At 66.1% G+C, this 23485-nt stretch carries 30 protein-coding genes; 8 read left to right on the top strand and 22 right to left on the bottom strand.

Features of this window, described 5'->3' with window-relative positions:
- Nucleotides 1-3 precede the first annotated feature (3 nt).
- The 5 genes from OZN62_RS13090 to OZN62_RS13070 are packed head-to-tail and all read right to left on the bottom strand — an operon-like array spanning nucleotide 4 to nucleotide 2396.
- On the bottom strand, nucleotides 4-453 hold the full coding sequence (locus tag OZN62_RS13090; RefSeq protein WP_269100316.1) for a molybdenum cofactor biosynthesis protein MoaE: 450 nt from the start codon (nucleotides 451-453) through the stop codon (nucleotides 4-6).
- Between the two features lies 1 nt (nucleotide 454).
- Complete coding sequence (locus OZN62_RS13085; protein ID WP_269100315.1) at nucleotides 455-697, bottom strand: MoaD/ThiS family protein; 243 nt, start codon at nucleotides 695-697, stop codon at nucleotides 455-457.
- On the bottom strand, nucleotides 697-1698 hold the full coding sequence (gene moaA, locus OZN62_RS13080; RefSeq protein ID WP_269100314.1) for a GTP 3',8-cyclase MoaA: 1002 nt from the start codon (nucleotides 1696-1698) through the stop codon (nucleotides 697-699). The genes OZN62_RS13085 and moaA overlap by 1 nt, the downstream gene beginning before the upstream one ends.
- Nucleotides 1699-1707: 9 nt before the next feature.
- Nucleotides 1708-2031: a Rossmann fold domain-containing protein gene (locus tag OZN62_RS13075; protein ID WP_269100313.1), complete on the bottom strand. Its 324-nt coding sequence runs from the start codon at nucleotides 2029-2031 to the stop codon at nucleotides 1708-1710.
- Complete coding sequence (locus OZN62_RS13070) at nucleotides 2028-2396, bottom strand: dihydroneopterin aldolase (protein ID WP_269100312.1); 369 nt, start codon at nucleotides 2394-2396, stop codon at nucleotides 2028-2030. Before OZN62_RS13070 ends, OZN62_RS13075 begins: the two co-directional genes overlap by 4 nt.
- A 155-nt stretch (nucleotides 2397-2551) precedes the next feature.
- On the opposite strand from OZN62_RS13070, the gene OZN62_RS13065 reads away from it, so the two are divergent.
- Nucleotides 2552-3322, top strand: coding sequence for a DUF1499 domain-containing protein (locus tag OZN62_RS13065; protein WP_269100311.1), 771 nt, complete (start codon nucleotides 2552-2554; stop codon nucleotides 3320-3322).
- On the opposite strand, the gene OZN62_RS13060 is transcribed toward OZN62_RS13065, so the two are convergent.
- The 10 genes from OZN62_RS13060 to coxB form a co-directional block, all read right to left on the bottom strand.
- Entirely contained in the window at nucleotides 3319-4209 is an 891-nt protein-coding gene (locus tag OZN62_RS13060) for a class I SAM-dependent methyltransferase (RefSeq protein WP_269100310.1), read from the bottom strand. The genes OZN62_RS13065 and OZN62_RS13060 overlap by 4 nt on opposite strands.
- Nucleotides 4209-5609 carry a threonine synthase gene (gene thrC / locus OZN62_RS13055; RefSeq protein WP_269100309.1) on the bottom strand — a complete coding sequence of 467 codons (1401 nt, stop codon included), beginning with the start codon at nucleotides 5607-5609 and terminating at the stop codon, nucleotides 4209-4211. The genes OZN62_RS13060 and thrC overlap by 1 nt, the downstream gene beginning before the upstream one ends.
- A 65-nt stretch (nucleotides 5610-5674) precedes the next feature.
- On the bottom strand, nucleotides 5675-6265 hold the full coding sequence (locus OZN62_RS13050; protein WP_269100307.1) for an SURF1 family cytochrome oxidase biogenesis protein: 591 nt from the start codon (nucleotides 6263-6265) through the stop codon (nucleotides 5675-5677).
- The gene (locus OZN62_RS13045) at nucleotides 6262-6618 is read right to left on the bottom strand and encodes a DUF983 domain-containing protein (RefSeq protein ID WP_269100306.1); all 357 of its coding nucleotides are present in this window, start codon (nucleotides 6616-6618) and stop codon (nucleotides 6262-6264) included. The genes OZN62_RS13050 and OZN62_RS13045 overlap by 4 nt, the downstream gene beginning before the upstream one ends.
- A gap of 47 nt (nucleotides 6619-6665) precedes the next feature.
- Nucleotides 6666-7550 carry a cytochrome c oxidase subunit 3 gene (locus OZN62_RS13040; protein WP_269100305.1) on the bottom strand — a complete coding sequence of 295 codons (885 nt, stop codon included), beginning with the start codon at nucleotides 7548-7550 and terminating at the stop codon, nucleotides 6666-6668.
- Nucleotides 7551-7626: 76 nt separating this feature from the next.
- On the bottom strand, nucleotides 7627-8223 hold the full coding sequence (locus tag OZN62_RS13035) for a cytochrome c oxidase assembly protein (protein WP_269100304.1): 597 nt from the start codon (nucleotides 8221-8223) through the stop codon (nucleotides 7627-7629).
- Nucleotides 8223-8348, bottom strand: a complete 126-nt coding sequence (locus OZN62_RS13030; protein WP_269100303.1) for a hypothetical protein — start codon at nucleotides 8346-8348, stop codon at nucleotides 8223-8225. Before OZN62_RS13030 ends, OZN62_RS13035 begins: the two co-directional genes overlap by 1 nt.
- Entirely contained in the window at nucleotides 8345-9256 is a 912-nt protein-coding gene (locus tag OZN62_RS13025; RefSeq protein WP_269100302.1) for a heme o synthase, read from the bottom strand. Before OZN62_RS13025 ends, OZN62_RS13030 begins: the two co-directional genes overlap by 4 nt.
- Nucleotides 9257-9341: 85 nt before the next feature.
- Nucleotides 9342-11057, bottom strand: a complete 1716-nt coding sequence (gene ctaD, locus OZN62_RS13020) for a cytochrome c oxidase subunit I (RefSeq protein ID WP_269100301.1) — start codon at nucleotides 11055-11057, stop codon at nucleotides 9342-9344.
- A gap of 36 nt (nucleotides 11058-11093) precedes the next feature.
- Nucleotides 11094-12113, bottom strand: a complete 1020-nt coding sequence (coxB, locus tag OZN62_RS13015) for a cytochrome c oxidase subunit II (protein WP_269100300.1) — start codon at nucleotides 12111-12113, stop codon at nucleotides 11094-11096.
- A 192-nt stretch (nucleotides 12114-12305) separates the two neighbouring features.
- Here coxB and pyrE point away from each other — a divergent pair, with 192 nt between their 5' ends.
- From pyrE to ruvX, 7 genes are read left to right on the top strand one after another with little or no spacing between them, the layout of a single operon-like run.
- On the top strand, nucleotides 12306-12884 hold the full coding sequence (gene pyrE, locus OZN62_RS13010; protein ID WP_269100299.1) for an orotate phosphoribosyltransferase: 579 nt from the start codon (nucleotides 12306-12308) through the stop codon (nucleotides 12882-12884).
- 4 nt (nucleotides 12885-12888) lie between these two features.
- Nucleotides 12889-13644 (top strand): pyridoxine 5'-phosphate synthase, encoded by a 756-nt coding sequence (locus OZN62_RS13005; RefSeq protein ID WP_269100298.1) that lies wholly within the window; start codon nucleotides 12889-12891, stop codon nucleotides 13642-13644.
- The gene (gene acpS, locus OZN62_RS13000; protein ID WP_269100297.1) at nucleotides 13641-14045 is read left to right on the top strand and encodes a holo-ACP synthase; all 405 of its coding nucleotides are present in this window, start codon (nucleotides 13641-13643) and stop codon (nucleotides 14043-14045) included. Before OZN62_RS13005 ends, acpS begins: the two co-directional genes overlap by 4 nt.
- Nucleotides 14046-14055: 10 nt before the next feature.
- Nucleotides 14056-14916 (top strand): signal peptidase I, encoded by an 861-nt coding sequence (gene lepB, locus OZN62_RS12995; RefSeq protein WP_269100296.1) that lies wholly within the window; start codon nucleotides 14056-14058, stop codon nucleotides 14914-14916.
- Nucleotides 14913-16028 carry an AI-2E family transporter gene (locus OZN62_RS12990; RefSeq protein WP_269100295.1) on the top strand — a complete coding sequence of 372 codons (1116 nt, stop codon included), beginning with the start codon at nucleotides 14913-14915 and terminating at the stop codon, nucleotides 16026-16028. The genes lepB and OZN62_RS12990 overlap by 4 nt, the downstream gene beginning before the upstream one ends.
- A gap of 19 nt (nucleotides 16029-16047) precedes the next feature.
- A complete protein-coding gene (locus OZN62_RS12985; RefSeq protein WP_269100294.1) occupies nucleotides 16048-17181 on the top strand; it encodes a DUF3089 domain-containing protein in 1134 nt (377 codons plus the stop codon).
- A complete protein-coding gene (gene ruvX / locus OZN62_RS12980; protein ID WP_269100293.1) occupies nucleotides 17157-17654 on the top strand; it encodes a Holliday junction resolvase RuvX in 498 nt (165 codons plus the stop codon). Before OZN62_RS12985 ends, ruvX begins: the two co-directional genes overlap by 25 nt.
- 10 nt (nucleotides 17655-17664) lie before the next feature.
- On the opposite strand, the gene OZN62_RS12975 is transcribed toward ruvX, so the two are convergent.
- From OZN62_RS12975 to argH, 7 genes are all read right to left on the bottom strand, one after another.
- Nucleotides 17665-18564: a transposase gene (locus OZN62_RS12975; RefSeq protein WP_269100292.1), complete on the bottom strand. Its 900-nt coding sequence runs from the start codon at nucleotides 18562-18564 to the stop codon at nucleotides 17665-17667.
- Nucleotides 18564-19520 carry a hypothetical protein gene (locus tag OZN62_RS12970; protein WP_269100291.1) on the bottom strand — a complete coding sequence of 319 codons (957 nt, stop codon included), beginning with the start codon at nucleotides 19518-19520 and terminating at the stop codon, nucleotides 18564-18566. Before OZN62_RS12970 ends, OZN62_RS12975 begins: the two co-directional genes overlap by 1 nt.
- 15 nt (nucleotides 19521-19535) lie before the next feature.
- Nucleotides 19536-19691, bottom strand: a complete 156-nt coding sequence (locus OZN62_RS12965; protein ID WP_269100290.1) for a hypothetical protein — start codon at nucleotides 19689-19691, stop codon at nucleotides 19536-19538.
- 100 nt (nucleotides 19692-19791) lie between these two features.
- Nucleotides 19792-20571, bottom strand: a complete 780-nt coding sequence (locus tag OZN62_RS12960) for a precorrin-2 dehydrogenase/sirohydrochlorin ferrochelatase family protein (protein ID WP_269100289.1) — start codon at nucleotides 20569-20571, stop codon at nucleotides 19792-19794.
- Nucleotides 20571-21836: a diaminopimelate decarboxylase gene (gene lysA, locus OZN62_RS12955; RefSeq protein WP_269100288.1), complete on the bottom strand. Its 1266-nt coding sequence runs from the start codon at nucleotides 21834-21836 to the stop codon at nucleotides 20571-20573. Before lysA ends, OZN62_RS12960 begins: the two co-directional genes overlap by 1 nt.
- Nucleotides 21837-22079, bottom strand: coding sequence for an LPS translocon maturation chaperone LptM (gene lptM, locus OZN62_RS12950; protein ID WP_269100287.1), 243 nt, complete (start codon nucleotides 22077-22079; stop codon nucleotides 21837-21839). It lies immediately after the preceding gene.
- Nucleotides 22076-23452, bottom strand: coding sequence for an argininosuccinate lyase (argH, locus tag OZN62_RS12945; protein WP_269102186.1), 1377 nt, complete (start codon nucleotides 23450-23452; stop codon nucleotides 22076-22078). Before argH ends, lptM begins: the two co-directional genes overlap by 4 nt.
- Nucleotides 23453-23485 lie beyond the last annotated feature (33 nt).

Below are 23485 nucleotides of genomic sequence, written 5' to 3'. Positions count from 1 at the left end.
CGATCAAATGGCCCAGCGGGCCAGGTCCTTGTGGTCATCCGCGCGCGGTTCGATCCAGTGCCAGCCGTCGCTGCGCTGCTCGCGCTTCCAGAACCAGCTGTTGGATTTCAGGTGATCCATGCAGAAATCGACCGCGTCGATCGCCCCGCGCCGGTGCCGGGCGCAGGCTGATACGAGCACGATCGGTTCTCCGGGACGCATCACGCCGTGGCGGTGCACCATCAGCAGGCCCATCAGCCCGAATCGGTCCGCCGCCTGCTCTGCCAGCTGCTGCATGCCCGGCAGGGTCATGCGCTCGTAATGCAGCAGTTCCAGCGCCTCGACATCGTCCTCGCCGCGCACTTCGCCAACGAAGGTGCACACGCCGCCAAGGCCGGGATGGGCATTGGTGAACGGGCCGACGAACTCGCCGGGGTTGAACGGCTGGTCGAGCAGCTTGACGGTGATCGCCATGTCAGCCTCCGCTGACGGGCGGGAGCAGCGCCACCTCGTCGCCATCCTGCGCGGCCAGCGCGGTCTTGTCCGCCAGCACGGCGCCGTTGAGCGCCAGCTTGGTGCGTTCGTCACCAGCTGCCTGCGCAATGTCCTCGCCCAGTGCCTGCGCAAGATCCGCCCAGTGGAGCGGAGCGGTGACTTCGCGCTCGCTCTCGCCGGCAATGTCAGCCAGCTTGCCGAGGAAGACGACGGTGACCGCCATCAGCCGCCCGTCATCGACATGTGGCGCGGCTGCGCCGGGGCAGCGCCCTTCTCGATGCGGAAATGGTGGCGCTCGGGCTTGATTCGCATGGCCTCGTCCAGCGCGGCGGCGACGTTGGCGTCAGGCGCTTCGGAGCGCAGCGCGGCGCGCAGGTCCACCTTCTCCGCCCCGCCGAGACAGGCGTAGAGCTGGCCGGTCGCGGTCACGCGGATGCGGTTGCAGCTGGCGCAGAAATTGTTGGTGAGCGGGGTGATGAAGCCCAGCCGACCGCCGGTTTCCTCCACCCGGACATAGCGCGCCGGGCCGCCCGTCGAATGATCGATGTCGGTGAGCGTGAACCGCGTTTCCAGCACGTCGCGCACGGCCGGCAGCGGCAGGTAGTGGTCGACGCGCTCGCCATCGACCTCGCCCAGCGGCATCACCTCGATCAGCGTCATGTCGTGGCCGTTGGTGCCGGCCCATTCGACGAGGAAGGGGATTTCCTCCTCGTTGAGGCCTTTCAGCGCCACGGTGTTGATCTTCACCTGCAGGCCGACGCGCTTGGCCTCGGCGATGCCGCGCAGCACGGGAAGCAGTCGGTCGCGGCGAGACAATTGTTCGAACAGCGCGCCGTCCATCGTGTCGAGCGAGACGTTCACGCGGCGCACGCCGGCCTCGAACAGGTCGCCCGCAAATTCTTCCAGCCGGGTGCCGTTGGTGGTGAGCGTCAACTCGTCCAGCCCGTTACCCAGCTTGCGGCCCAGGGCCTGGACCAGCTCGATCACGTCGCGACGCACCAGCGGCTCGCCACCCGTCAGGCGGATCTTGGTGATACCGCGTTCGATGAAGGCGAGGCCCAGCTTGTGCAGCTCTTCCAGGCTCAACACTTCCTTCTTGGGCAGGAAGGTCATGCGCTCCGGCATGCAGTAGGAACAGCGCAGGTCGCAGCGATCCGTCACTGACAGCCGCAGGTAGGAAATGCGGCGCTGGAAGGCGTCTACGAGGGGCTGGGAACAGGACATGGGGCCAATCTAGTCGCTTGTGTCCGCTACGGCCAGCACTTGCCCGGTAACGCCGGGGGCTGCGGCCAGATAGACGCATACTTCGTCCAGCGCGGCGTCGGCAGCACCGACCACGCCGTTCACGCGGCAGGGCGCGGCCTCGCGCGCCAGTTCCTCGACCGCAGCCTTGCGCCAGCCTTGATGCTCGTGCCCGGCGGGATCGAACAGCACGACAATGTCGTGATCGGCCGAGGCCTTCCGTGCCGCGGGAACGATACGCGCATGGAACGCCGCCGCCGCATCCAGCGGGCCATCGGGCAGCGATCGCGCCTCTATGCGGGCCAGCTCGCTCACTTGCGCTCCCGCACCAAGGTGATGCCGATTTCCTCGTCCGCCTCGCTCAGCGCCAGCTTGACGATCTTCACGCTGATCTCCTCGACCCGCTCGTCCTGCAGGAACAGCGTCTCGCAGACATGGTCCGCCACCGCCTCGATCAGCTTGTAGTGCCGGTCGCCCAGCGCTTCCGAGCAGGCGAACTTCAGGTCCATGTAGTTCTTGCTGGCATCTAGCGGCGTGTCGGCATCGTAATGCCGTTCCACCTTCAGCTTGACGCGCACGGTGAAGCGCAGCGGCTGCGGCTGGCCGGTCTCTTCGGAATAGATGCCGGTGTGCACCATGTGCACGAAGTCGACGAGTTCGAGATGAAGGCTATCGGCCATATGCGGCGCGTGATTACAGCCTGCGACGCGTTTTACAAGAAAACAGACACAGTCAACGAACCAAACCTGCCAGCGACCATGGACCTTTGGTCGCAGTTGACGATTGCCCCGGTTTAAGGGCACTCCTGTCGTCAGTCAGGGAAAGGGAGCCAATCATGGCCGCAATCGAAGCAACGGCGACGACGCCGAAAGCTCAGAACAAGTTCATCCGCTGGATCGGCAACTTCGTGCTAGGCGGCGCAGTGCTGATGGTGGCGATCGTGCTGATCGCCGCCACGCTTGCGCGGTTCGACATGATCGACAAGCTATCGGGCTTCATCCCCTTCGCCATGGCGCTCAACCCCGCCCGCGCGCTGACGATCATCGGCGGCGTCGCGCTGATCTATGCGCTGGTGAAGAAAGTCGGGCCGACTAAGAAGCTGCTGGCGGGCACGGTGCTGTCGATTGCCATGGCCTTTGCCGTCTATTCCATGCTGATCATCCCCGCAGGCAACGTGCCGCCCATCCACGACGTGACCACCGACCTCGACGATCCGCCGCAGTTCACCGTGCTGGATGTTGACGTGCCGGTCAGCACCGGCCCCTTCAGCCAGGAGGAATGGCGCGCCTTCCACGAAGGTGCCTATGCCGACGTGCAGCCGATCGTGATCTCCGCTCCGCCGGAAGAGGTGCTGGCTAGCGCGCAGGCCCTGGCCGAGGACCGTGGCTGGGAAATTGCCAGCTACGATGCCGAGGCGGGCAAGCTGGAGGCGACTGCAACCGCTGGCTACGTGCGTTTCTATGACGACGTGATCGTGGAAGTGACACCGATTGCCGACGGCTCCACCCGCGTGGACATGCGCAGCGTCAGCCGCGTGGGCGTGAGTGACGTGGGTTACAACGCCGCACGCATCCGCGATTTCCTGGCGGACATGCCGCGCGGCTAGGCTGGATTGCTCCACCGCGCGAAGATCGCGGTGGGTAGCAGGCGGCCGTTCTCGCCATCCTCGCGCACGGCCAGGTCGCCGTGCTCGACCTCGCCCGGCAGCCCGTCAAGGGCCTCTGCCAGCAGGCCGCCGATGGCGAGCGAGCTCATCCGCACGGCATAGACCGTCAGGAACAGGAACCGGCTGTCAGCATCGAGCAGCTGGCGGCAATCGGCGATCAGGCCGGGCAGCCCTTCCTCGATGCGCCAGGTCTCATTCTTCGGCCCGCGTCCGAACTTGGGCGGATCGAGGATGATCCCGTCATAGCGCCGCTCGCGCCGCACTTCACGCGCGGTGAACTTGGCGGCATCGTCGACCAGCCAGCGGATCGGGCGATCTTCCATCCCGGAAAGCGCGGCGTTCTCGCGCGCCTGCGCCACCGATTTCTTGCTGGCATCGACATGGGTGACGGGGCCGCACTTGCTCAGCGCCAGCGAACCGACGCCGGTATAGCCGAACAGGTTCAGCGTCTGCGCATCCTCGCGGCCATCAAGCTGACCGCGCATCCAGTGCCAGACGGGTGCCATGTCGGGGAAGAAACCGAGGTGGCGGAAAGGTGTGCATTGGGCGGTAAACTTCACCTCTTCCCAGGCCAGCGGCCAGCCATCGCTCGGCACGTCGCCGGTGAACTGCCAGCGGCCGCCGCCGTCCTCGTCGCTGCCGGGCACGAATTCTCCGTCGGCTTGCCAGTTGGCTTCCCGCGGAGACCACATGGCCTGCGGTTCGGGGCGGATGAAGCGGCGGCTGCCATAGCGTTCCAGCTTGCGGCCATGTCCGCTATCGACCAGGCCGTAGTCGGCCCAGCCCTCGCCGATCATGACTACCGGATCGCGGACCAGCTCTGCCATCAGGCGCTGGGCGTGCCGTGCTGCGAGACGTAGGCCGCCACGGCGTCGTATTCGCCGGGCAGTTCGGCGAAGCTCTCGCTGCGTTCGAACAGGTCGCCGATGCGCGAAGGCAGCGCCGGACGCACGCCGGTGGCGCGCTCCACCGCGTCGCTGAACTTGGCCGGATGAGCGGTAGCCAGCGTCACCACGGGGATGGCCGCATCGACGCCTGCCTCGCGCGCAGCGTGCAAGCCGATGGCGGTGTGCGGGTCGAGCACCTCGCCGCAGTTCTCGTAGGTCCAGCTCATGGCGCGTGCCATGGCCTCGGCATCGACGCGCGCGCTGGAGAACAGCGCTGCCGCGCCTTCGCGCTGGGCATTGGTCAGCTGCATGGCCTTGGTCGCCTCGAAACCGCGCATCTGCTCGGCCATGGCGGCACCGTCGCGGCCGCCAAGGTCGAACAGCAGGCGTTCGAAGTTGGAGGAAACCTGGATATCCATGCTCGGCGCAGCCGTGGGCGTGACCGTGCCCGCCGAATAGTCGCCGGTGGACAGCGCACGGTGGAGGATGTCGTTGACGTTGGTTGCCACGATCAGCCGCTCGACCGGCAGGCCCATCTGCGCCGCGACATAGCCGGCGAAGACATCGCCGAAATTGCCCGTCGGCACGCTGAAGGCGACCTTGCGGTGCGGCGCGCCCAGCTGCAGCGCGCTGGCGAAGTAGTAGACCACCTGCGCCATCAGCCGCGCCCAGTTGATCGAGTTGACTGCGGTGATGCGATACTTGCCCGTCATCGCCTGGTCCACGAACATGCGCTTCACCATGGCCTGCGCGTCGTCGAAGCTGCCTTCGATCGCGAGATTGTGGACGTTGGGCGCACGCACCGTGGTCATCTGGCGACGCTGCACGTCGCTGACCCGGCCCCTGGGGTGCAGCATGAAGATATCGACCCGCTCACGCCCCGCCACGGCATCGATGGCCGCGCTGCCGGTATCGCCGCTGGTTGCGCCGACAATGGTCAGGTGATCGTCGCGCTTCTGCAGGAAGTGTTCGAACAGGCGGCCGAGCAGTTGCAGCGCCACGTCCTTGAAGGCCAGCGTGGGGCCGTGGAACAGCTCGAGCAGCTGGTGCTGCTGGTCCAGCTGCACCAGCGGGGTCACGGCGACGTGGCTGAAACGGCCGTAGGCGCGCGTGCACAGGTCGCGCAGCTCGTCTTCGGTCAGCGACCCAGCGACGAAGGGCGACATCACCCGCACGGCCAGCTCGACATAGGAGAGACCCGCCATGTCGGCGATCTCCGCCTCGGTGAAGCGGGGCCAGCTTTCGGGCACGTAGAGGCCGCCGTCGGACGCGAGGCCGGCCAGAGTAACGCCTTCGAAATCGAGCGCCTGCGCGCTGCCACGGGTGGAAATGTACTTCATGTCGGCGCGCGGCGTAGCGCCAGCATGCGCGGGCCGCAAGAAAGCTGTTGTTTGCGGGAGGCGTTTCAGCCTTCCGCGTCACCATCGCGCCAGCGCCGCCGCAGGGCCAGCCAGTAGATCACCAGCGCGGTCAGCGCGAAGAAGAACCACTGCCCGGCATAGGCGAGGTGATTGTTGGGCAGGTCGCTGGGGTCGGGCCTGGCGAGCGGTTCGAGGCCGGCGACCGGCGGCTCGGCAATGATGCGCGCGCCGGCAGGAGACGGCGCCAGGACGCCTTCAACCACTCCTCCGTCCCAGGAAACCAGGTCCGGTCGGGAGGACCAGCCAAGGGCAACCTCGCCTTCGCCACCGCCGGAAATGGCGCATGTGGCAAGCTGCATCCAGCCTTGCTGGCCTGAAGCGGAACGACCCGCGATGCCATTGATGGCAACGACCCGGTCGCAGCGCAGGTTGCTCCGCTGGAACAGGCGTTCTTCGACCTGGGCCTCGTTCTGCGGCCAGGCGACCGTTTGCGGATCGTTCGCTGCCGCCGCGTAGCGGTCCAGCAGCCCTGCCTTCCAATCCGCCCTGCCCAGCTGCCACACGCCCAGCGCCACCATGGTGGCGGCGGCGGCCATGACGAAGATCGTTGGGATGATCGGAATGCGGCGGGTCATGTCAGGTCGCTCCCTTCATGGCGGTGTTCCTCGGCGCGGCGCTGGTACTCCGCGACGAGCAGCCAAGCCTTGGCGGCCCGCAGTCCGGCAAGCACGCCGACAATGGTCAACGGCACCCACAGGATGACGTGCACCCACCATGCCGGCTCGACCGCCAATTGCAGCCACAGTGCCAGTGCGACGATTATCGTGCCGATGCCCAGCGTCAGGAAGGCAGCCGGGCCGTCGCCAACATTGAACTTGGCGTACTCCAGCCCGCAGGCGCGGCACCTGTCGGCAAAGGCGATCCAGCCGTCGAACAGCGTGCGCGCACCGCAGCGTGGGCAAGAACCGAAAAGGGCGGCCTCGCGCATGGCGGGCCGCCCCTTCGTGGTGTCCGGTAATTCGGTCACGGACTGGCTTAGTGGCCGATTTCGGCGCCCCAGCCGCCCCAGACGTAGACGGTCACGAACAGGAACAGCCAGACGACGTCGACGAAGTGCCAGTACCAGGCAGCGGCCTCGAAGCCGAAGTGCTGCTTGGGCGTAAAGTGGCCGAGGTAGGCGCGACGCAGGCAGACGATCAGGAAGATCGTGCCGACCAGCACGTGGAAGCCGTGGAAGCCGGTCGCCATGTAGAAGGCCGAGGAGTAGTTGTTGCCGCCGAAGCCGAAGCTGGCGTGGCTGTACTCGTAGGCCTGAATGGCGGTGAACAGCACGCCCAGCGCGACGGTGAGCCACAGGCCCTTCTTCAGGCCGTCACGGTCGCCGTTGATCAGGCTGTGGTGCGCCCAGGTCACGGTGGTGCCCGAGCACAGCAGGATCAGGGTGTTGAGCAGCGGCAAGTCGAAAGCGTCGAGCACTCGCACGCCGTCGGGCGGGAAGTTCGCCAGGGCAGCGGCGCCTTCCTGACCGATCAGGTTCTGCCACACGCCGTCGCCCATTGCCTGGATCGGGGCGGGGAACAGCGCGAAATCGAACCAGGACCAGAACCAGCCGACGAAGAACATCACTTCCGAAGCGATGAACAGGATCATGCCGTAACGCATGTGCAGCTGCACGACCGGGGTGTGGTCGCCACTCTGCGCTTCGTTCACGACCTTCGAGAACCAGCCGAAGAAGGTGGCAATCAGGCCGGCGATGCCGAGGCCGAGCACGACGCGCCACAGGCCTTCACCGAAAACGCCTTCGTCCGCGTGCATGAACATCACCATGCCGGTGGTGAAGGTCAGTGCCGAAAAGGCACCCACCAGCGGCCAGATGTCGGGAGCGAGAATGTGAAAATCGTGGTTCTTGGAACCGGCCATGATGATATCCTGATTCTGGGGCCTGATATTCGGGTTCGAAGGGCCTGTAATGCGTGGGCGCGTCCGGGTCCAGAGCCTAGCTGCCGCTTTCCTGCGGCAATTCCGGCTGCTCGGGCGCACGATGGAAGGTATAGGACAGGGTGATCTGCTCGACCCCCTCCATGTTCGGATCGTCCAGCGCCGCCGGGTCGACGAAATAGAGCACCGGCATGCGGATCTCTTCGCCGGGCTGCAGCGTCTGCTCGGTGAAGCAGAAGCACTGGATCTTGTTGAAGTAGCGACCCGCCTGTTCCGGCTCCACGTTGAAGGTGGCCGTGCCGGTTACGGGAATGCTGGAATTGTTGCGCGCGGTGTAGAAGGCCATGTCGCGCTGGCCGATGGCGACCCGGTCGGTCACCTGCACCGGCTTGAACTCCCACGGCATGTCGCGCGAGGTGTTGGCGTCGAAGCGGATCGAATAGGTCACCCCGCCGGCACTCGCCGCCATGCGTTCTGCCAGACTGGCCTCCGCCTCGGTGGCGACCTGGGTGGTGCCGCCGAAGCCGGTGACGCGGCAGAACAGGTCGTAGAGCGGGACGGCCGCATAGCCGAGCCCCAGCATGCCCAGGGCGATGCCGAAAGCGACCAGCATGGTGCGACGGTTGCGGTGTTCGAGAGTTGCTGCGCTTGCCATCAGTCGCCCATCCTCACGATGGTGATGGCATAGAACAGCGCGACGAAGCCGAACAGGATCAGCCCGATCACGACATTGCGCACCTTGCGGCGGCGGATGAACTCTTTCTCTTCTTCAGGCGTCATGACAGCACCATGCGATCTGCGACAAGCGCGGTAAACAGGGCGAACAGGTAGAGCACCGAATAGGCGAACAGGCGCTTCTCCGGCTTCATCGAATCGTCCGCTACCGTGCTGCGCAAGCCTACCGGAACAGACAGCGCCACAAACACGGCAGAAAGGACCAGGGCCGACACGCCGTAGATGGCGCCGGTGCCGCCGATGGCCCAGGGCAGCAGCGCCGTAACCAGCAGTGCGACCGAGTAGTAGAGCACTTGGCGGCGGGTGGACTTCTCGCCCTTCACCACCGGCATCATCGGGATGCCGGCCTCGGCGTAGTCGGTCTTCACGAACAGGGCGAGCGCCCAGAAGTGCGGCGGCGTCCAGATGAAGATGATCGCGAACAGCAGCAACGGCATCGCGGTGATTTCGTTGGTGACCGCGATCCAGCCGATCAGCGGGGGAAAGGCCCCGGCCCCGCCGCCGATGACGATGTTCTGTGGCGTGCGCGGTTTCAGCCACATGGTATAGATCACCGCGTAGTAGGCAATCGACAGCGCCAGCACGAGCGCGGGCAGCCAGTGGATGGCCAGCCCCATGATCATCACCGATGCGCCCGACAGCAGCATGCCGAAGTCGCGCGCATCCTCGCGGCGCATCCGGCCCGCAGGCAGCGGACGCTTGGAGGTGCGCTTCATTTTGGCGTCGATGTCACTTTCCCACCACTGGTTGAGCGCCGCAGCGCCACCGGCGCCCATGGCGATGCACAGGATGGTGGTGAAGCCAAGGACCGGGTGAATCGCACCGGGCGCCGCCAACAGGCCGCAGAGGCCGGTGAAGACCACCAGGCTCATCACCCGCGGCTTGGTCAGCGCGAAGAAATCGCGCCACTCGGCGGGCAATTGGGTTGCAGCAGGGGCGGCGGTTGCGGTCACTTGGTGTCAGTCTCGATATGAGAAGGGGCGCCCCGTCTCCGGCGCGCCCCCTCCCCGTTTTCCGTTTGAGCGAGGGCCCGCGCGGTTACGCGGTAGCGGGCTTCTCGCTGATGTGGTCGTCAGCGCTGTGGTGGTCTTCGATCACCGGCAGCGTTTCGAACTGGTGGAACGGCGGCGGGCTGGACAGGCTCCACTCGAGCGTGGTCGCACCCTCGCCCCAGTAGTTGCCCGCGGCCTTCTTGCCGGCGATGAAGGCGTAGGCGATGTTCACGAAGAAGATCACCATCGAGCCGGCCATGATCATGTAGCCGATCGTCGCGATTTCGTTCCAGTAGGCGTAGGCAGCCGTGAAGTCCGGATAGCGGCGCGGCATGCCCTGCAGGCCAAGGAAGTGCATCGGGAAGAAGATCACGTTCACGCCGACGAAGAACGTCCAGAAGTGCAGGTGGCTCAGGAATTCCGAGTGCCAGCGGCCGGACATCTTCGGGAACCAGTAGTACCAGCCGGCGAACATCGAGAACACCGCACCCATCGACAGCACGTAGTGGAAGTGCGCCACCACGTAGTAGGTGTCGTGCAGGTTGTCGTCGACGCCGCCATTGGCGAGCACGACGCCGGTCACGCCGCCCACGGTGAACAGGAAGATGAAGCCCATGGCCCAGACCATCGGCGACTTGAACTCGATGGAGCCGCCCCACATGGTGGCGATCCAGCTGAAGATCTTGATGCCGGTGGGCACCGCGATGACCATGGTGGCCGCGGTGAAGTACATCTTCGTGTTCACGTCGAGGCCGACGGTATACATGTGGTGCGCCCAAACGATGAAGCCGACGACGCCGATGGCGACCATGGCGTAGGCCATGCCGAGGTAGCCGAACACCGGCTTGCGGCTGAAGGTCGCCACGATCTGCGAGATCATGCCGAAGCCCGGCAGGATCATGATGTATACTTCGGGGTGGCCGAAGAACCAGAACAGGTGCTGGTACAGGACCGGGTCACCGCCACCGGCGGCATCGAAGAAGGTCGTGCCGAAGTTGCGGTCGGTCAGCAGCATGGTGATGGCGGCAGCCAGCACCGGCAGCGCCAGCAGCAGCAGGAAGGCGGTAACCAGCACCGACCACACGAACAGCGGCATCTTGTGCAGGGTCATGCCCGGCGCACGCATGTTGAAGATGGTGGTGATGAAGTTGGTCGCGCCCAGGATCGAGCCGGCACCGGCAAGGTGCAGCGAGAAGATCGCGAAGTCGACGGCCGGGCCGACGGCGCCGCTGGTCGACAGCGGGGCGTAGACGGTCCAGCCGACGCCGGCGCCCAGGCCCGTGCCGCCCGGCACGAACATCGAGAACAGCAGCGACAGGAAGCCGGCAACGGTCAGCCAGAAGCTGATGTTGTTCATGCGCGGGAACGCCATGTCCGGCGCGCCGATCATCAGCGGCACGAACCAGTTGCCGAAGCCGCCGATCATGGCCGGCATGACCATGAAGAACACCATGATCAGGCCGTGCGCCGTGATCAGCACGTTCCACATGTGGCCCTGCTGGTCGAAGCTGGAGCCGTCACCGCCCAGCATGTTCACCAGCTCGCCCATGACCTGCAGGCCGGGCGCGCCCAGCTCTGCGCGCATGAAGCCGGAAATGGCGCCACCGATGATACCCGCGATGATCGCGAAGATCAGGTAGAGCGTGCCGATGTCCTTGTGGTTGGTCGACATGAACCAGCGCGCGAAGAAGCCGGGCTTGTGATCGGCATCGTGGTGCGCGTCTTCGTGGTGGGCGTCGAAACCTTCAGCGGTGGTAGCCATTGTCAGCGAACCTTATCGTCAGTCTAAATCAGGTAATCAGGCGGCGGTGGCGGCAGCTTCGTCGGCTGCTTCTTCCGCTGCTTCGTTAGCTTCGGCCGGAGCCGCGGCAGCAGCTGCCTCGGCCTCGATCTGCGCGCGGGTCATGCCGCCCGGCTGGCTCTGCACCCAGGCGTTGAACTCTTCCAGCGGACGCGCCTCGATGGCGATCGGCATGTAACCGTGGCGGGCACCGCACAGCTCCATGCACTGGCCGTAGTAGATGCCCGGCTCCTCGATGGTCAGCATCTTCTCGTTGATGCGACCCGGGACGGCGTCGAGCTTGAACCACAGCGAGGGGATGCCGAACGAGTGGATCACGTCGGCACCGAAGGTCTGCAGGCGGATCGGCACGCCGACGGGGACGACCATGCGGTTGTCCACGGCCAGCTGGTGCGGCTCACCGGCATCCAGCGCCTCGCTCTCGTCGAGCATGTTCGAGATCACCTCGAAACCGCCGTTGTCGACATATTCGTAGCCCCAGTACCACTGGTAGCCGTTGGCCTTGATGGTGATCGCGTCTTCCGGCGGCGACTGGTACTGGCGCGCCAGCAGCGTGATCGACGGGACGGCGATGACCACCAGGATCAGCACCGGGATCACGGTCCAGATGACCTCGATCAGGGTGTTGTGGCTGGTCTTGGAAGGCACCGTGTTGGCGCGCTTGTTGTAGCGCACGATGACCCACAGCAGCAGTGCCAGCACGAACAGGCTGATCACGGTGATGATCGGCAGCAGGATCGCATCGTGCATCCACAGCGCATATTCACCGTTCTCGGTGAACTGCGGCTGGAAGGTCAGGCCGCGATCAACGGGCTGGCCCTTGATCATGTCCGGACCATAGTGCTCGAAAGCGGGTGCCTCGGCAGCGGCGGCTGCTTCAGCCACGGCTTCCGTCTCGGCAGCTTCCTGCGCCAGCGCGGGCTGAGCAAGCGCCGACAGGCCAAGTGCCAGGCCGGCCATCAGATTGAGTGTCTTGCGGGCAAATACGCCGAAAATCATCGCGTCAATGCTTTCCATTTTCTGTCCCGGGCACGAAGGCCCATTCGGCCACGAGAGGCCGCCTGCGCCGCGCCTATACGCGCGCTTGCCCCATGCCTCAAGCGCAACTAGGGACTTTTTTCCACGCCGCTCAAAAACCATCAATGCGGGCTTTGGTCCAAACCGTGGCCGACCCGCAGCACTTGCCATAGGAAAGGCCCCGACAAAGGCATGACTCAGGACGAGGTCCTCAAGGAATTTCGCGCCAGCGGTGCATTGCTGGAAGGCCACTTCAAGCTGTCGTCGGGCCGACATTCGGGACACTATCTGCAATGCGCGCGGGTGTTGATGAACCCGCATCGCGCCGCGCGACTGGCCGAAGCGCTGGGTCAACTGATTCCCGGCGAGATCCTCGATTCGCTCGATGTCGTGGTGTCGCCTGCCATGGGCGGCATCATTATCGGCCATGAAATGGGCCGCGCGCTGAATCTCGATGCCATGTTCCTCGAACGCCCCGATGGCGAGTTCCACCTGCGACGCGGATTCGCGCTGCAACCGGGCGCAAAGGTGCTGATGGTGGAGGACGTGGTCACCACCGGCCTGTCCAGCCGCGAGGCGATTGCCGCCGTGGCGCGCGAGGGCGGCGAAGTGCTGGCCGAAGTGGCGCTGGTCGACCGCTCCAGCGGTTCTGTCGACCTTGGCGTGCCGTTCTTCCCGCTGATCGATATCGACTTCCCAACCTATGCGGAGGACGAAGTGCCGGCAGAACTGGCCGCGATCCCGATCACCAAGCCCGGCAGCCGGAAGTAGAGCGATGAGCCACAAGCTTCGTCCCAATGGACTCAGGTTGGGCGTGAACATCGATCACGTGGCGACCATCCGCAACGCGCGCGGTGGCGACCATCCCGATCCGGTGCGCGCGGCGGAGATCGTGGCGCGCTGCGGCGGCGACGGCATTACCGCGCACCTGCGTGAAGACCGCCGCCATATCCGCGACGAGGACTTGCGGCGCATCCAGGATGCGACCGACCTGCCGCTGAACCTGGAAATGGCCGCGACCGAGGAGATGCTGGCTATCGCCCTCGCCCACAAGCCGCACGCCGCCTGCATCGTCCCCGAAAAGCGCGAGGAACGCACCACCGAGGGCGGGCTGGATGCCGCCGGGCAGCACAACCACCTCGCCCCCATCGTCGGCCGCCTGCAGGATGCCGGCATCCGCGTCTCGCTGTTCATCGAGGCGAGCGAGCGCCAGCTCGACGCCGCGCTGCGCCTTGGCGCGCCGGTGGTGGAATTCCACACCGGCGAATATGCCCATGCCGGGCTGGACGGCGACAGCGAGCGGGTCGCCAGGGAACTGAAGCGCGTGGCCGACATGGCCGCGCTGGCCGCCAAGAACGGCATCGAGCCGCATGCCGGCCACGGCCTGACCTACGACAACGTCCAGCCGATTGCCGCGATCCCGCAACTGGCGGAACTGAACATCGGCCATTACCTGATCGGCGAGGCCATCTTCTGCGGCCTCGAACCGGCGGTGCTGAAGATGCGCGAACTGATGGACCTGGCGCGATGATCATCGGCCTCGGCTCCGACCTCTGTAACATCGAGCGCATCCAGAACTCGCTCGATCGCTGGGGCGAGCGGTTCATCAACCGCGTCTTCACCGACATCGAGAATGCCAAGGCCGCGCGCCGCCCGCACACGCAGGCGGGCACCTATGCCAAGCGGTTCGCCGCCAAGGAGGCGTTCTCCAAGGCTGTCGGCACCGGGTTCAAGCGCGGCGTATTCATGAAGGACATCGGCGTCATCAACGCCCCCAGCGGCGCCCCCACCCTCGCGCTTACCGGCGGCGCGGCCTTGCGGCTGCAGGAACTGACCCCGCCGGATCACCTTGTCTCCATTCACCTTACCCTCACCGACGATCACCCATGGGCACAGGCCTTCGTGATTATCGAGGCGCATCCGAAAGCCTGACAGCAATTCCATGAGCGACGACAAGTCCAAGGACACCAAGGAACCTATCAACTGGGTCGCGGAAGTGCGCGGGCTGGCGCTGATGCTGCTGGCCGTGCTGGCCTTCCACACCTTCATCGCCAAGCCGTTCTATATTCCCAGTGCCAGCATGGTGCCCAACCTGATGGTGGGAGACCGGCTGGTGGTGAGCAAGTATCCCTATGGCTGGTCCTGGGTCTCGGCCAGCTTCCACCTGCTGCCGCGCGACGACTGGCGCATTGCGCCCTCCACGCCCGAATACGGCGACATCGTGATCGTCGTGCCACCCGACAGGGCGGAGGACTACATCAAGCGCGTCGTCGCCCTGCCGGGCGACACCATCGCGCTGGTCAACGGGCAAATCATCCTCAACGGCGAGCCGGTGCCGCAGGAGGTCGAACCCCCGGTGCGCATTCCCGCCGAGCATGACAACCAGTGCGGCTTCACCAACTGCCTCTATTACTTCGAGGACTACCGCGTCACGTTGGAAGACGGCTCGCAGGTCTACGAGCCGCCCACCTATCGCGAGACCCTTCCCAACGGCGCGAGCTACCTGATCATCGACCACATCGAACAGAGCCTCGACAACATGGCCGAGATTACCGTTCCCGAAGGGCACGTGTTCCTGATGGGCGACAACCGCGACCATTCGGCGGACAGCCGCGCGCCGCTGTTCAGCAGCGGGCTGGACGGGCCGGTGCCGCTGGAAGACGTCGGCGGACGCGCGGAAATGATCACCTTCTCGCTCGACGGTCGGGCAAGCTATAATCCGCTCAGCTGGTTCGAGGCCTTGCGCGGCGAGCGCGCATGGACCAGCCTGCGGCCCGAACTGCGCGGAGCGAGCGAGGAATGAGCGACGACAGCAACGACGACGGCGAAAACATCGGCGCCAGCCCCGCGCGTATCTCCACCCCGGAACTGCGTCTGGAGGCCTGGCGCGCGCTGACCTGGACCGTGGTCGTCGGCCTGGTCGTGCTGTCGGTCTATCTCGCGCAGAGCCTGCTGGTCATATTCGGCGCCCTGGTGTTCGCCTCCATGGTCGACGGCGGTGCGCGCCTGCTGGGCCGGGCACTCAATATCGGGCGCAGCTGGCGCATCGCAATCGTGCTCTTCACCTCCGTCGCTTTTCTCGCCTGGCTCAGTTTCTTTGCCGGCACGCAGATCTCCCGCGAGGCGGCGGAATTCCCGCGCATCGTGCAGGAACAGACCACCGCGTTGTTCGAATGGCTGCGCGCGCAGGGCTTCCAGATCGACGTGCAGAACGTACAGGGCATGGCCAGCCAGGCGATCAGTGGCTTCGGCACCGTTACCCGCGCGCTGGGCGGCATCCTCGGCGGCTTCACCACCCTGCTGCTGATCGTGATCATCGGCATCTACCTGGTGATCGAACCGCGCCTCTACGAGCGCGGTGTCGCTTGGATGCTGCCCAAGCCGCGGCGGCACGAATTCTACGAAACCATCAGCCGCATGGCCTTCACCATGCGTCGCCTGATGTTCGGGCGCCTGGTCGGCATGGTGTTCGAGGGCGTGTTCACCTACGTCATGCTGTTGGGATACGGCATCGTCACCGGTGACCCGATCCCGATGGCGGCGCTGCTCGCTATCCTTACCGGCCTGCTGGCCTTCGTGCCCAATATCGGCGCGGTCGTTTCCGGCGTGCTGATGGTGCTGGTGGGCTTTTCCGGCGGCGCGCAGATGGGCTTCTACACCATCTTCGTCTATTTCGCGGTGCAGAACATCGATGGCTACATCGTCATCCCGATGATCGCCCGCAAGACGGTGGACCTGGCACCGGCGCTGGTGCTGTCGATGCAGCTGATCATGGGCATCCTGTTCGGCATCCTCGGCCTGTTCCTGGCCGACCCGATGCTCGCCATGCTCAAGGTGGCGCTGGAACAGCGCGCCAAGGCCAAGGACGCGGAAGACGCCGCCCAGGCCGAGAACCCGGAGGCCACCCCTGCGTAAATTCCTCTACACCATCGTCGTGCTCATCGTGCTGGTGATTGCCGGGCTGTTCGTGCTGCGCATGTACGCCGAGGAGCTGACCGAATTCGCGATGGTCCCGCGCGTCGAATTCGTCGAACAGGAACCACTGGCGGAGAATGCCTACGAGGATCCCGCCATGTGGTTCAGCCGCCCGGGCATGGGCGCGGTGAACGACCCGGCGCGCTGGCAGCCAGCCTTCAGCGAGGACCGTTCGCTGCTGCCGACACCGACGGAGCCGGCTTCGGCCGCGGACACCCCGGCCTTCGCCGTGTTCTTCGTCCACTCGACCAGCTTCACGGAAAACGATGCGTGGAACGCACCGCTGGACGACGAACCGTCGCAGGAGCGCGCCCGCGCCATGGTGCGCAGCATGGGCAGCGCCTTCAACCAGGCCAGCGAAATCTGGGTGCCCCGCTATCGCCAGGCGACCTACGGTGCCTTGCTTACCGACAGTGCCGACGCCGGCCGTGCGCTGGATGCGGCCTATGCCGACATCGAGGCCGCCTTCGACTTCTTCGTCGATTCGGTGCCGGAAGACGTGCCGATCGTGATCGCCGGGCACAGCCAGGGGGGCTATCACGTCGTCCGCCTGCTGACCGACAAGCTGAAGGGCTCGCCGCTGCTGGAGCGCGTGGCCGTGGCCTACTCCGTGGGCATGCCGATCTCGGTGCAGGCCGACTTGCCCGAACTGGGGCTGCCCGCTTGCGCCACGGCCGAACAGGCCGGCTGCATCGCCAGCTGGGCGAGCTTCGCCGAGCCTGCCGATACCGCACAGTACCTGCGCCTCTACAACGAAGTGCCCGGCATCAACGGGGAGCCGCGTCAGGGGACGCCAATCCTCTGTTTCAACCCGCTGACGGGCAGCCTGAACGATAGCGCCGAAGCGTCGCGCAATCTCGGCACGCTGGTGCCAGAGGACGACCTTGGCAGCGGCGAACTGGTGGCCGGCGCCGTGCCCGCGCGCTGCGACGCCGCATCCGGCGTGCTGCTGATCGGCGACCCGCCCGACCTCGGCCAGTATGTGCTGCCGGGCAACAACTACCATGTCTACGACATCCCGCTGTTCTGGCGGAACCTGCAACAGGACGTGGTCACCCGCGTGAACCGATGGCACCAGCAGCAGCACTCGTAACCGAAGACGCCGGCGTCTTCCGCGATGCCTTGCCCGAGGGTGGCGTGCTGCTGGGACTGGACCTCGGCAGCAAGACCATCGGCACGGCGCTGTGCGATGCCGGATGGAGCTTCGCGACGGCGGGCAAGACCCTGCCCAAGGGCAAGTTCACCCGAGACAAGGATGCGCTGGCGGCAATCTGCAAGGATCGCAGCGCCGTCGGGATCGTGATCGGCCTGCCCTTGAACATGGATGGCAGCGCCGGGCCGCGCGCGCAGGCCAGTCGCGCCTTCGCCCGCAATCTCGCCGCCGCGCAGAACGGCCTCGGACTGCCGGTGCTGCTGTGGGACGAGCGCTGGTCCACCGCTAGCGCCGAGCGGGACATGATCGCGCAGGACATGAGCCGCGGGAAACGCGCCGAGCGGATCGACAGTCATGCGGCTGCGGTCATCCTGCAAGGCGCGATCGACCGGCTTGCGGGCGGCATCCTCTAGGCCAATTCGTCTAAGCGGGCGCCAGTTCGCGCCGCCGCCGCGTGGCCTCCATCTCCACCAGCCTGCTGCCCGATCCTTCCGCCCTGCGCCACAAATCGTCGCGGCCCCCTTCGTCGAGCACACCCGCCTGCGCCTCCAGCGCCACCAGCCGCATCCGGTCGCTGGGATGCGAGGCGGCGAAATTGTGCGCCAGGTCGCGCGCCTCTGCGCCCCCCAGCCCCACGGCTACGCGCAGGAATATCTCGCTCCCTCCCGGGCTGATCACGCCGCTGATCTCGTCCTTGTCGACGTCGAACTTGTACTGGTCGAGCCAGCCCTGCGCCCCGCCTGCATGCATGATGTTGAGCGAGACGGAGAGGCTTTCCGGCGGCAGTTGCGAATGCACGTCGCGGTGAGCGCGGTAATGCATCAACTTGCCGGGATCGAGCGTGCTGCGCTCGATGAACCGCAAGCCCGCCCTCTCGCCGATCCCGCCAGCGACCTTGTCGTAGTCGTACTCATAATAGTCGCTGGCATAGCCGGGGCCGAAATAGCCGACGGTCAGGAAATCGAAGTTGTGATCGTGCGGCAGTTCGTAGCTGAAGGCGGACGATCCGCTGGCCCGGAACATGTGCTCGTCGGCGCTCGGCCAGAAATTGGCGCGTATGAAGTATTCGCGGCCAAGCTCGCACAGCATCACCACCTGCGGGCCATAGCTGCTCGCCTCTTCGGCGGCCTTCACGCCCTGCTTCAGCTCCTCCAGCATGATGTCGCCCAGGAATTGCCGGTTGTTCCCCAGTCGCCGCAACCAGGCGGCCGCGTGCAGCAGGCTTTCTTCCTCGTAGGGTCGGAATCCTTCCGCCTCGAGAGCGGCAAGGCAGTCGCCAAGTTCGCAGGAAGTCTCGTCGCGATGGTCGATGACGCGGGGCATCAGGCAGCCTCCACTTGGGCCAGTTGGGGATAGGTTTCGAGCAGCTGCGCGCGCAGGGCGCCGGCCTGCCCGGCCAGCGGGTCCTCGCTGCGGCGCGCCACCGTATAGAGCGCAGCGAAGCCCGTGGCGGTGTCCAGCGCCAGCGCTTCACGCATGGCTTGCCAGCGCAGCGAGTTGTCGCCGTCGGCCATGGCGACTTGGGCGATGGCCGGCGCGGCATCGTCGCGCCCCATCCGGCCGAGCAAGGCGATGATCGCCTCCTGCCGGCTGGTGGCAATGCAGCCTGCGCTCTGGTGCAGCAGGCACCCCGTCTCGGCGCAATATTCGCGCCCGGGCTGCGGGTCCGCGGCAGTGCGCATCAGCCGCAGGATGACCACGCGGCGGGTGACCCGGTCGATCATCAGGGCTTCAGTAGCAAGGTCGAAGGCGATGCGATGGCCGGGCCGCAGGTGCACGCGCTCTTCGACGAATTCGGCGGCTTGCTCTTGCCGGGAAGCGATCCGCACGATGCGTGCCTCGGCTTCCCCGGCCAGCACGGCATCGAAGCGGGAGGCATCGGAGAAGATGTAACCGGGATTGGCCATCTCTCCCGGCTCGCGCGCCTGCAGCATCAGCTGGGCACGGCCCGCCCGGGCCAGCAGGATGGAGCTGGCCATCCCGTCGAACCCGTTGCGAAACGGCGGGTGGCCGATCGGGTTGGCGGCAATGGCATTGCAGTAATGCTTCGAGAGCAGGCCCATCAGCCGTTCGGCCTCGCCCTGTCCGGTGAACACGGCTTCCAGTGTCGAGCAGGCCTCCAGCGGGGCGCCGGTGCCATAGGCATCCAGCTCCGCCAGCAGTTCGGACGCGCCCTCTTCCGCGGCCCACGCATCGCGCGCGGCAAGGATGGCGGTCTGGGCCTGGCGTTGCGGAGCGCGATCGCTCCGCAACGCCGCGATGTCGGGGTGGACCTGCATCGCGCGCGGCCCCGCTCAGATGAGCCCGCCGCTGGGCGGGTTGCTCTCGTACACGATGGTCGCGATCACGATGATGGTGTCATCATGTCCCGGCGTCCGCATGGAACCGAAGAACCCGGTGAGAGTATCGAGGTCCGGCAGGCTGGCCAGGTCGATTTTGGGCAGTTTCATTGTTTTCTCCCGAAGTGGAGCAACACCGTGTCGCTGCTGTCCGGGAGAGTGCGGCGCGGGAGGCGCGGATTTAAGTTAAATGTCTGTAATGTGACCGTTCTCAGCCGCGTTCGAGCACGACTACGAGCCCTTTCGGCATGTCACCATCGTGCGGCAGGGTGAGCCGCGCGGCATCGGCCCGCGCCCGGTCGAGGATGGTCGCCGGGATCGCAGCGTCGGCAATCACGGCATCGGCGCTGCCCAGCAGGCGCGCCTGCCTGATGGTCAGCTCTTCGGGGTCGTCGCTGGTAATCGTGAAGCGGTGAATGCCGCTGGCCGGCGGGGTATCGGACTCGTCGATCCATGCCTCGACTCGTCCGGCGCTGCCTTCAGCCAGCACGTTGAGCGGCCCGCCCTCGCCCAACGCCTCGTCGAGCGCGCGGCGGCGCTCGGCCATGGCGGGGAAACGCACCTTGATCGCCTCGCGCATGGCGGAAAGCCGCTCCGCCAGCGCGCCAAGGTCTGCCGGCAGCAGCTGCTCCAGCCGCAGGCGCAACTGCTTGGCGAGGCCGGCAGAGGCACCGCTGGTGCCCACGGCGATCAGCACCGGGTCCCGCTCCAGCAGGCTGGGGGTGGTAAAATCGCACAGGTCGGGCCGGTCGACGACATTCACCAGCAGCCCGGCGCAGCGCAGGCGAATCGCATCGCCCTCGCACATCTTGGCATCGTCATGGGCGATGAAGGCCAGCCGCGCGCCCTCGTCGATGCCTTCCTGCATGTCGCTGACCACGCGCCCCCCGGCGCGTTCCACCAGCCGGCGCTTGGGCTCGGCCATGTCGCCCTCGCCCAGCACGATCACCGGCTGTCCGGCAATGCGATGGAAGAGCGGCAGCGAGCGCATCAGTCCTTGAGGAAGTCCGGCACCCGTTCGGCATCGGCGATGTCGCCCGGCGGGATGCGATCTGCCACCACGGCGAAGTCCGATCCGTCGACCATCACTTCGGCCACGAACCCGCGCGAGTTGTAGGAGGAGGCCATGGTCGCGCCATAGGCGCCGGCGGTGCGGAACACGGCAAGGTCGCCGGCAATGAGGGTATCGATCTCGCGGTCCATGGCGAAGGTATCGCCGGTTTCGCAGATCGGGCCGACGATGTTGGCGACCATTTTTTCCCCGCTGGGCTTAACTGCGTCGAAATCGTGCCAGGCACCATACAGCGCAGGCCGGGCCAGGTCGTTCATCGCCGCATCGACGATGACGAAGGGGTGCTTCAGCCCGCGCTTCACGCGGATCACGCGGGTCAGCAACACGCCGGCATTGCCCGCGATGACTCGGCCCGGTTCGAACATCAGTGTGACGTCCCAGCCCTTGGTGGCGCGGGCCACCATGGCGCCATAGTCGGCCGGCGACGGCAGTTGTTCGCCCGCCTTGTAAGGCACGCCCAGGCCGCCCCCGAGGTCCATGTGGGTGATCGTGTGCCCCTCGGCGCGCAGCTGAGTCATCATCGCGCCCAGCTTGGCGAAGGCGGCTTCCAGCGGGGCGAGGTCGGACAGCTGGCTGCCGATATGCACGGCAAGGCCGCGCAGGTTCAGGCCGGGCTTCTGCGACAGCTCCGCGAACAGCGCCGGGGCATGGCCGATGGGCACGCCGAACTTGTTGTCCGCCTTCCCGGTGGAGATCTTGTCATGGGTACCAGCGTCGACATCGGGGTTGACCCGCAGCGCGCACTGGGCAACCTTACCCTTGGCGGCCGCGATCTCAGCCAGCTCGCGGCCTTCCTCGCCCGATTCGATGTTGAACTGGCCGATGCCCGCATCGAGCGCGTCGCCGAGTTCCTTGTGCGTCTTGCCGACGCCCGAGAAGACGATGTCGCTGGCCGGCATGCCTGCAGCCAGTGCCCGCGCCATCTCGCCGCCCGAGACGACGTCGGCCCCCAGCCCTTCGCGGCTGAGCAGGCTCAGCACGGCCAGGTTGGGATTCGCCTTCACGGCAAAGGCGATGTGCGGCGGGCGTTCCAGCCCGCTCAGCGCCTTGCGAAAGACGCGGGCATGGCGCTCGAAGGTCGCGCGCGAATAGACATAGACGGGCGTGCCCACCGCTTCCGCGATGCGCGACAGGGGCACGTCCTCGGCGTGCAATTCACCGTTCCTGAGCTGGAAATGGTCCACTTAATTCTCCGGCGGGAGGTCGAACGGATCGTCCTCGCGCTCTTCGCTTTCCCGGCGCAGCTCCACGCTACGCTCTGGCGCGGCTTGCGGATCGAGTTCGAGCAGTTGTTCGGCGGTGGGCGATTGGCTCTCGCCATAGGCTGGCGGCGGCAATGTTTCGCCCGGTGGCGGCGTCAGCGGCGCGCGCTGGCCGCAGGCGGCAAGCAGCATGGCGGCGACGGCAATGGCGGCGATACGGGTCACTGGTCCATCTCCAGCTGCTCGCGCGCCTCGGCCACGCGTTTGCGCACCTCGTCCGGCGCGGTGCCGCCGTGCGACTTGCGCGCGGCGACCGATGCCTCGACCGATAGCGCGGTATAGACCCGCTCGTCGATGCGCACGTCGATCGCCTGCAATTCGTCCAGCGACAGCGCTTCCAGCGCCACGCCCTTGCCTTCCGCCAGCTTCACCGCGGCGCCGGTGATGTGGTGCGCCTCGCGAAAGGGAATATCCGCCTCGCGCACCAGCCAGTCGGCAAGGTCGGTGGCGGTGGCATAGCCCAGCTCCGCCGCCTCGCGCATGCGCTCGGTACGGAAGGTGGCGCCTTCCACCATGCCGGTCATCGCGGCGATGGAGAGGTTGAGCAGGCCGGCGGCTTCGAACACCGGCGGCTTGTCGTCCTGCATGTCCTTCGAATAGGCGAGCGGCAGGCCCTTCATCGTCACCATCAGGCTGGTGAGGCAGCCGACGATGCGCCCGGCATGGCCGCGTACCAGCTCCGCCGCGTCGGGGTTCTTCTTCTGCGGCATGATCGAACTGCCGGTGCTCAGCGTATCGGGCATGCGCACGAAGCCGAACGGCTGGCTGGCCCAGATCACGAACTCTTCCGCCAGCCGCGACAGGTGCAGGCTGCACTGCGCGGCGGCCTGCAGGTAGTCGAGCGCGAAATCACGGTCGGACACGGCATCGAGGCTGTTGTTCGTCGGCGCGGCAAAGCCCAGCGCCTGCGCGGTCATCTCGCGGTCGATGGGAAAGCCGGTGCCGGCCAGCGCCGCGCTGCCGAGCGGACACTGGTTGAGCCGCTTGCGGGCATCGGCAAAGCGCGAAACATCGCGGGCGGCCATTTCGTAATAGGCCATCAGGTGGTGACCCAGCGTCACCGGCTGGGCGGTCTGCAGGTGGGTGAAGCCGGGCATGATGCTATCGGCATGTTCGCCCGCCCGCGTCACCAGCGCGCGTTGCAGCGCCTCCAGCCCGTCCAGCGCCTGGTCGATGGCGTCGCGCACCCATAGGCGGAAGTCGGTTGCCACCTGGTCGTTGCGGCTGCGCGCCGTGTGCAGGCGACCCGCCGCCGGGCCGACCAGTTCGGCCAGCCGCGCCTCGGTGGTCATGTGAATGTCTTCGAGGTCCCAGTCCTCCGGCACGCCGTCGGCTTCGTATTCGGCGGCGACCTTCTCCAGCCCCTCGATGATGGTCTCAGCATCATCGTCCGAAACGATATCGCAGGCAGCCAGCATTGCGACATGGGCCTTGCTTGCGGCAATATCCTGCCGCCATAGCGCCTTGTCGAACGGGATACTGGCATTGATCTCGCGCATTATGGCAGAGGGGCCCTCGGCAAAGCGCCCGCCCCACATCTTGTTGCCCTGCTGGGCTTTGGAGGAATTGTC

It is taken from the genome of Aurantiacibacter sp. MUD11 (genome assembly GCF_026967575.1).
Lineage (GTDB): Bacteria > Pseudomonadota > Alphaproteobacteria > Sphingomonadales > Sphingomonadaceae > Alteraurantiacibacter.
The sequence above is the reverse complement of the archived record's forward strand: the minus strand, read 5'-3'. Positions and strand labels throughout refer to the sequence as shown.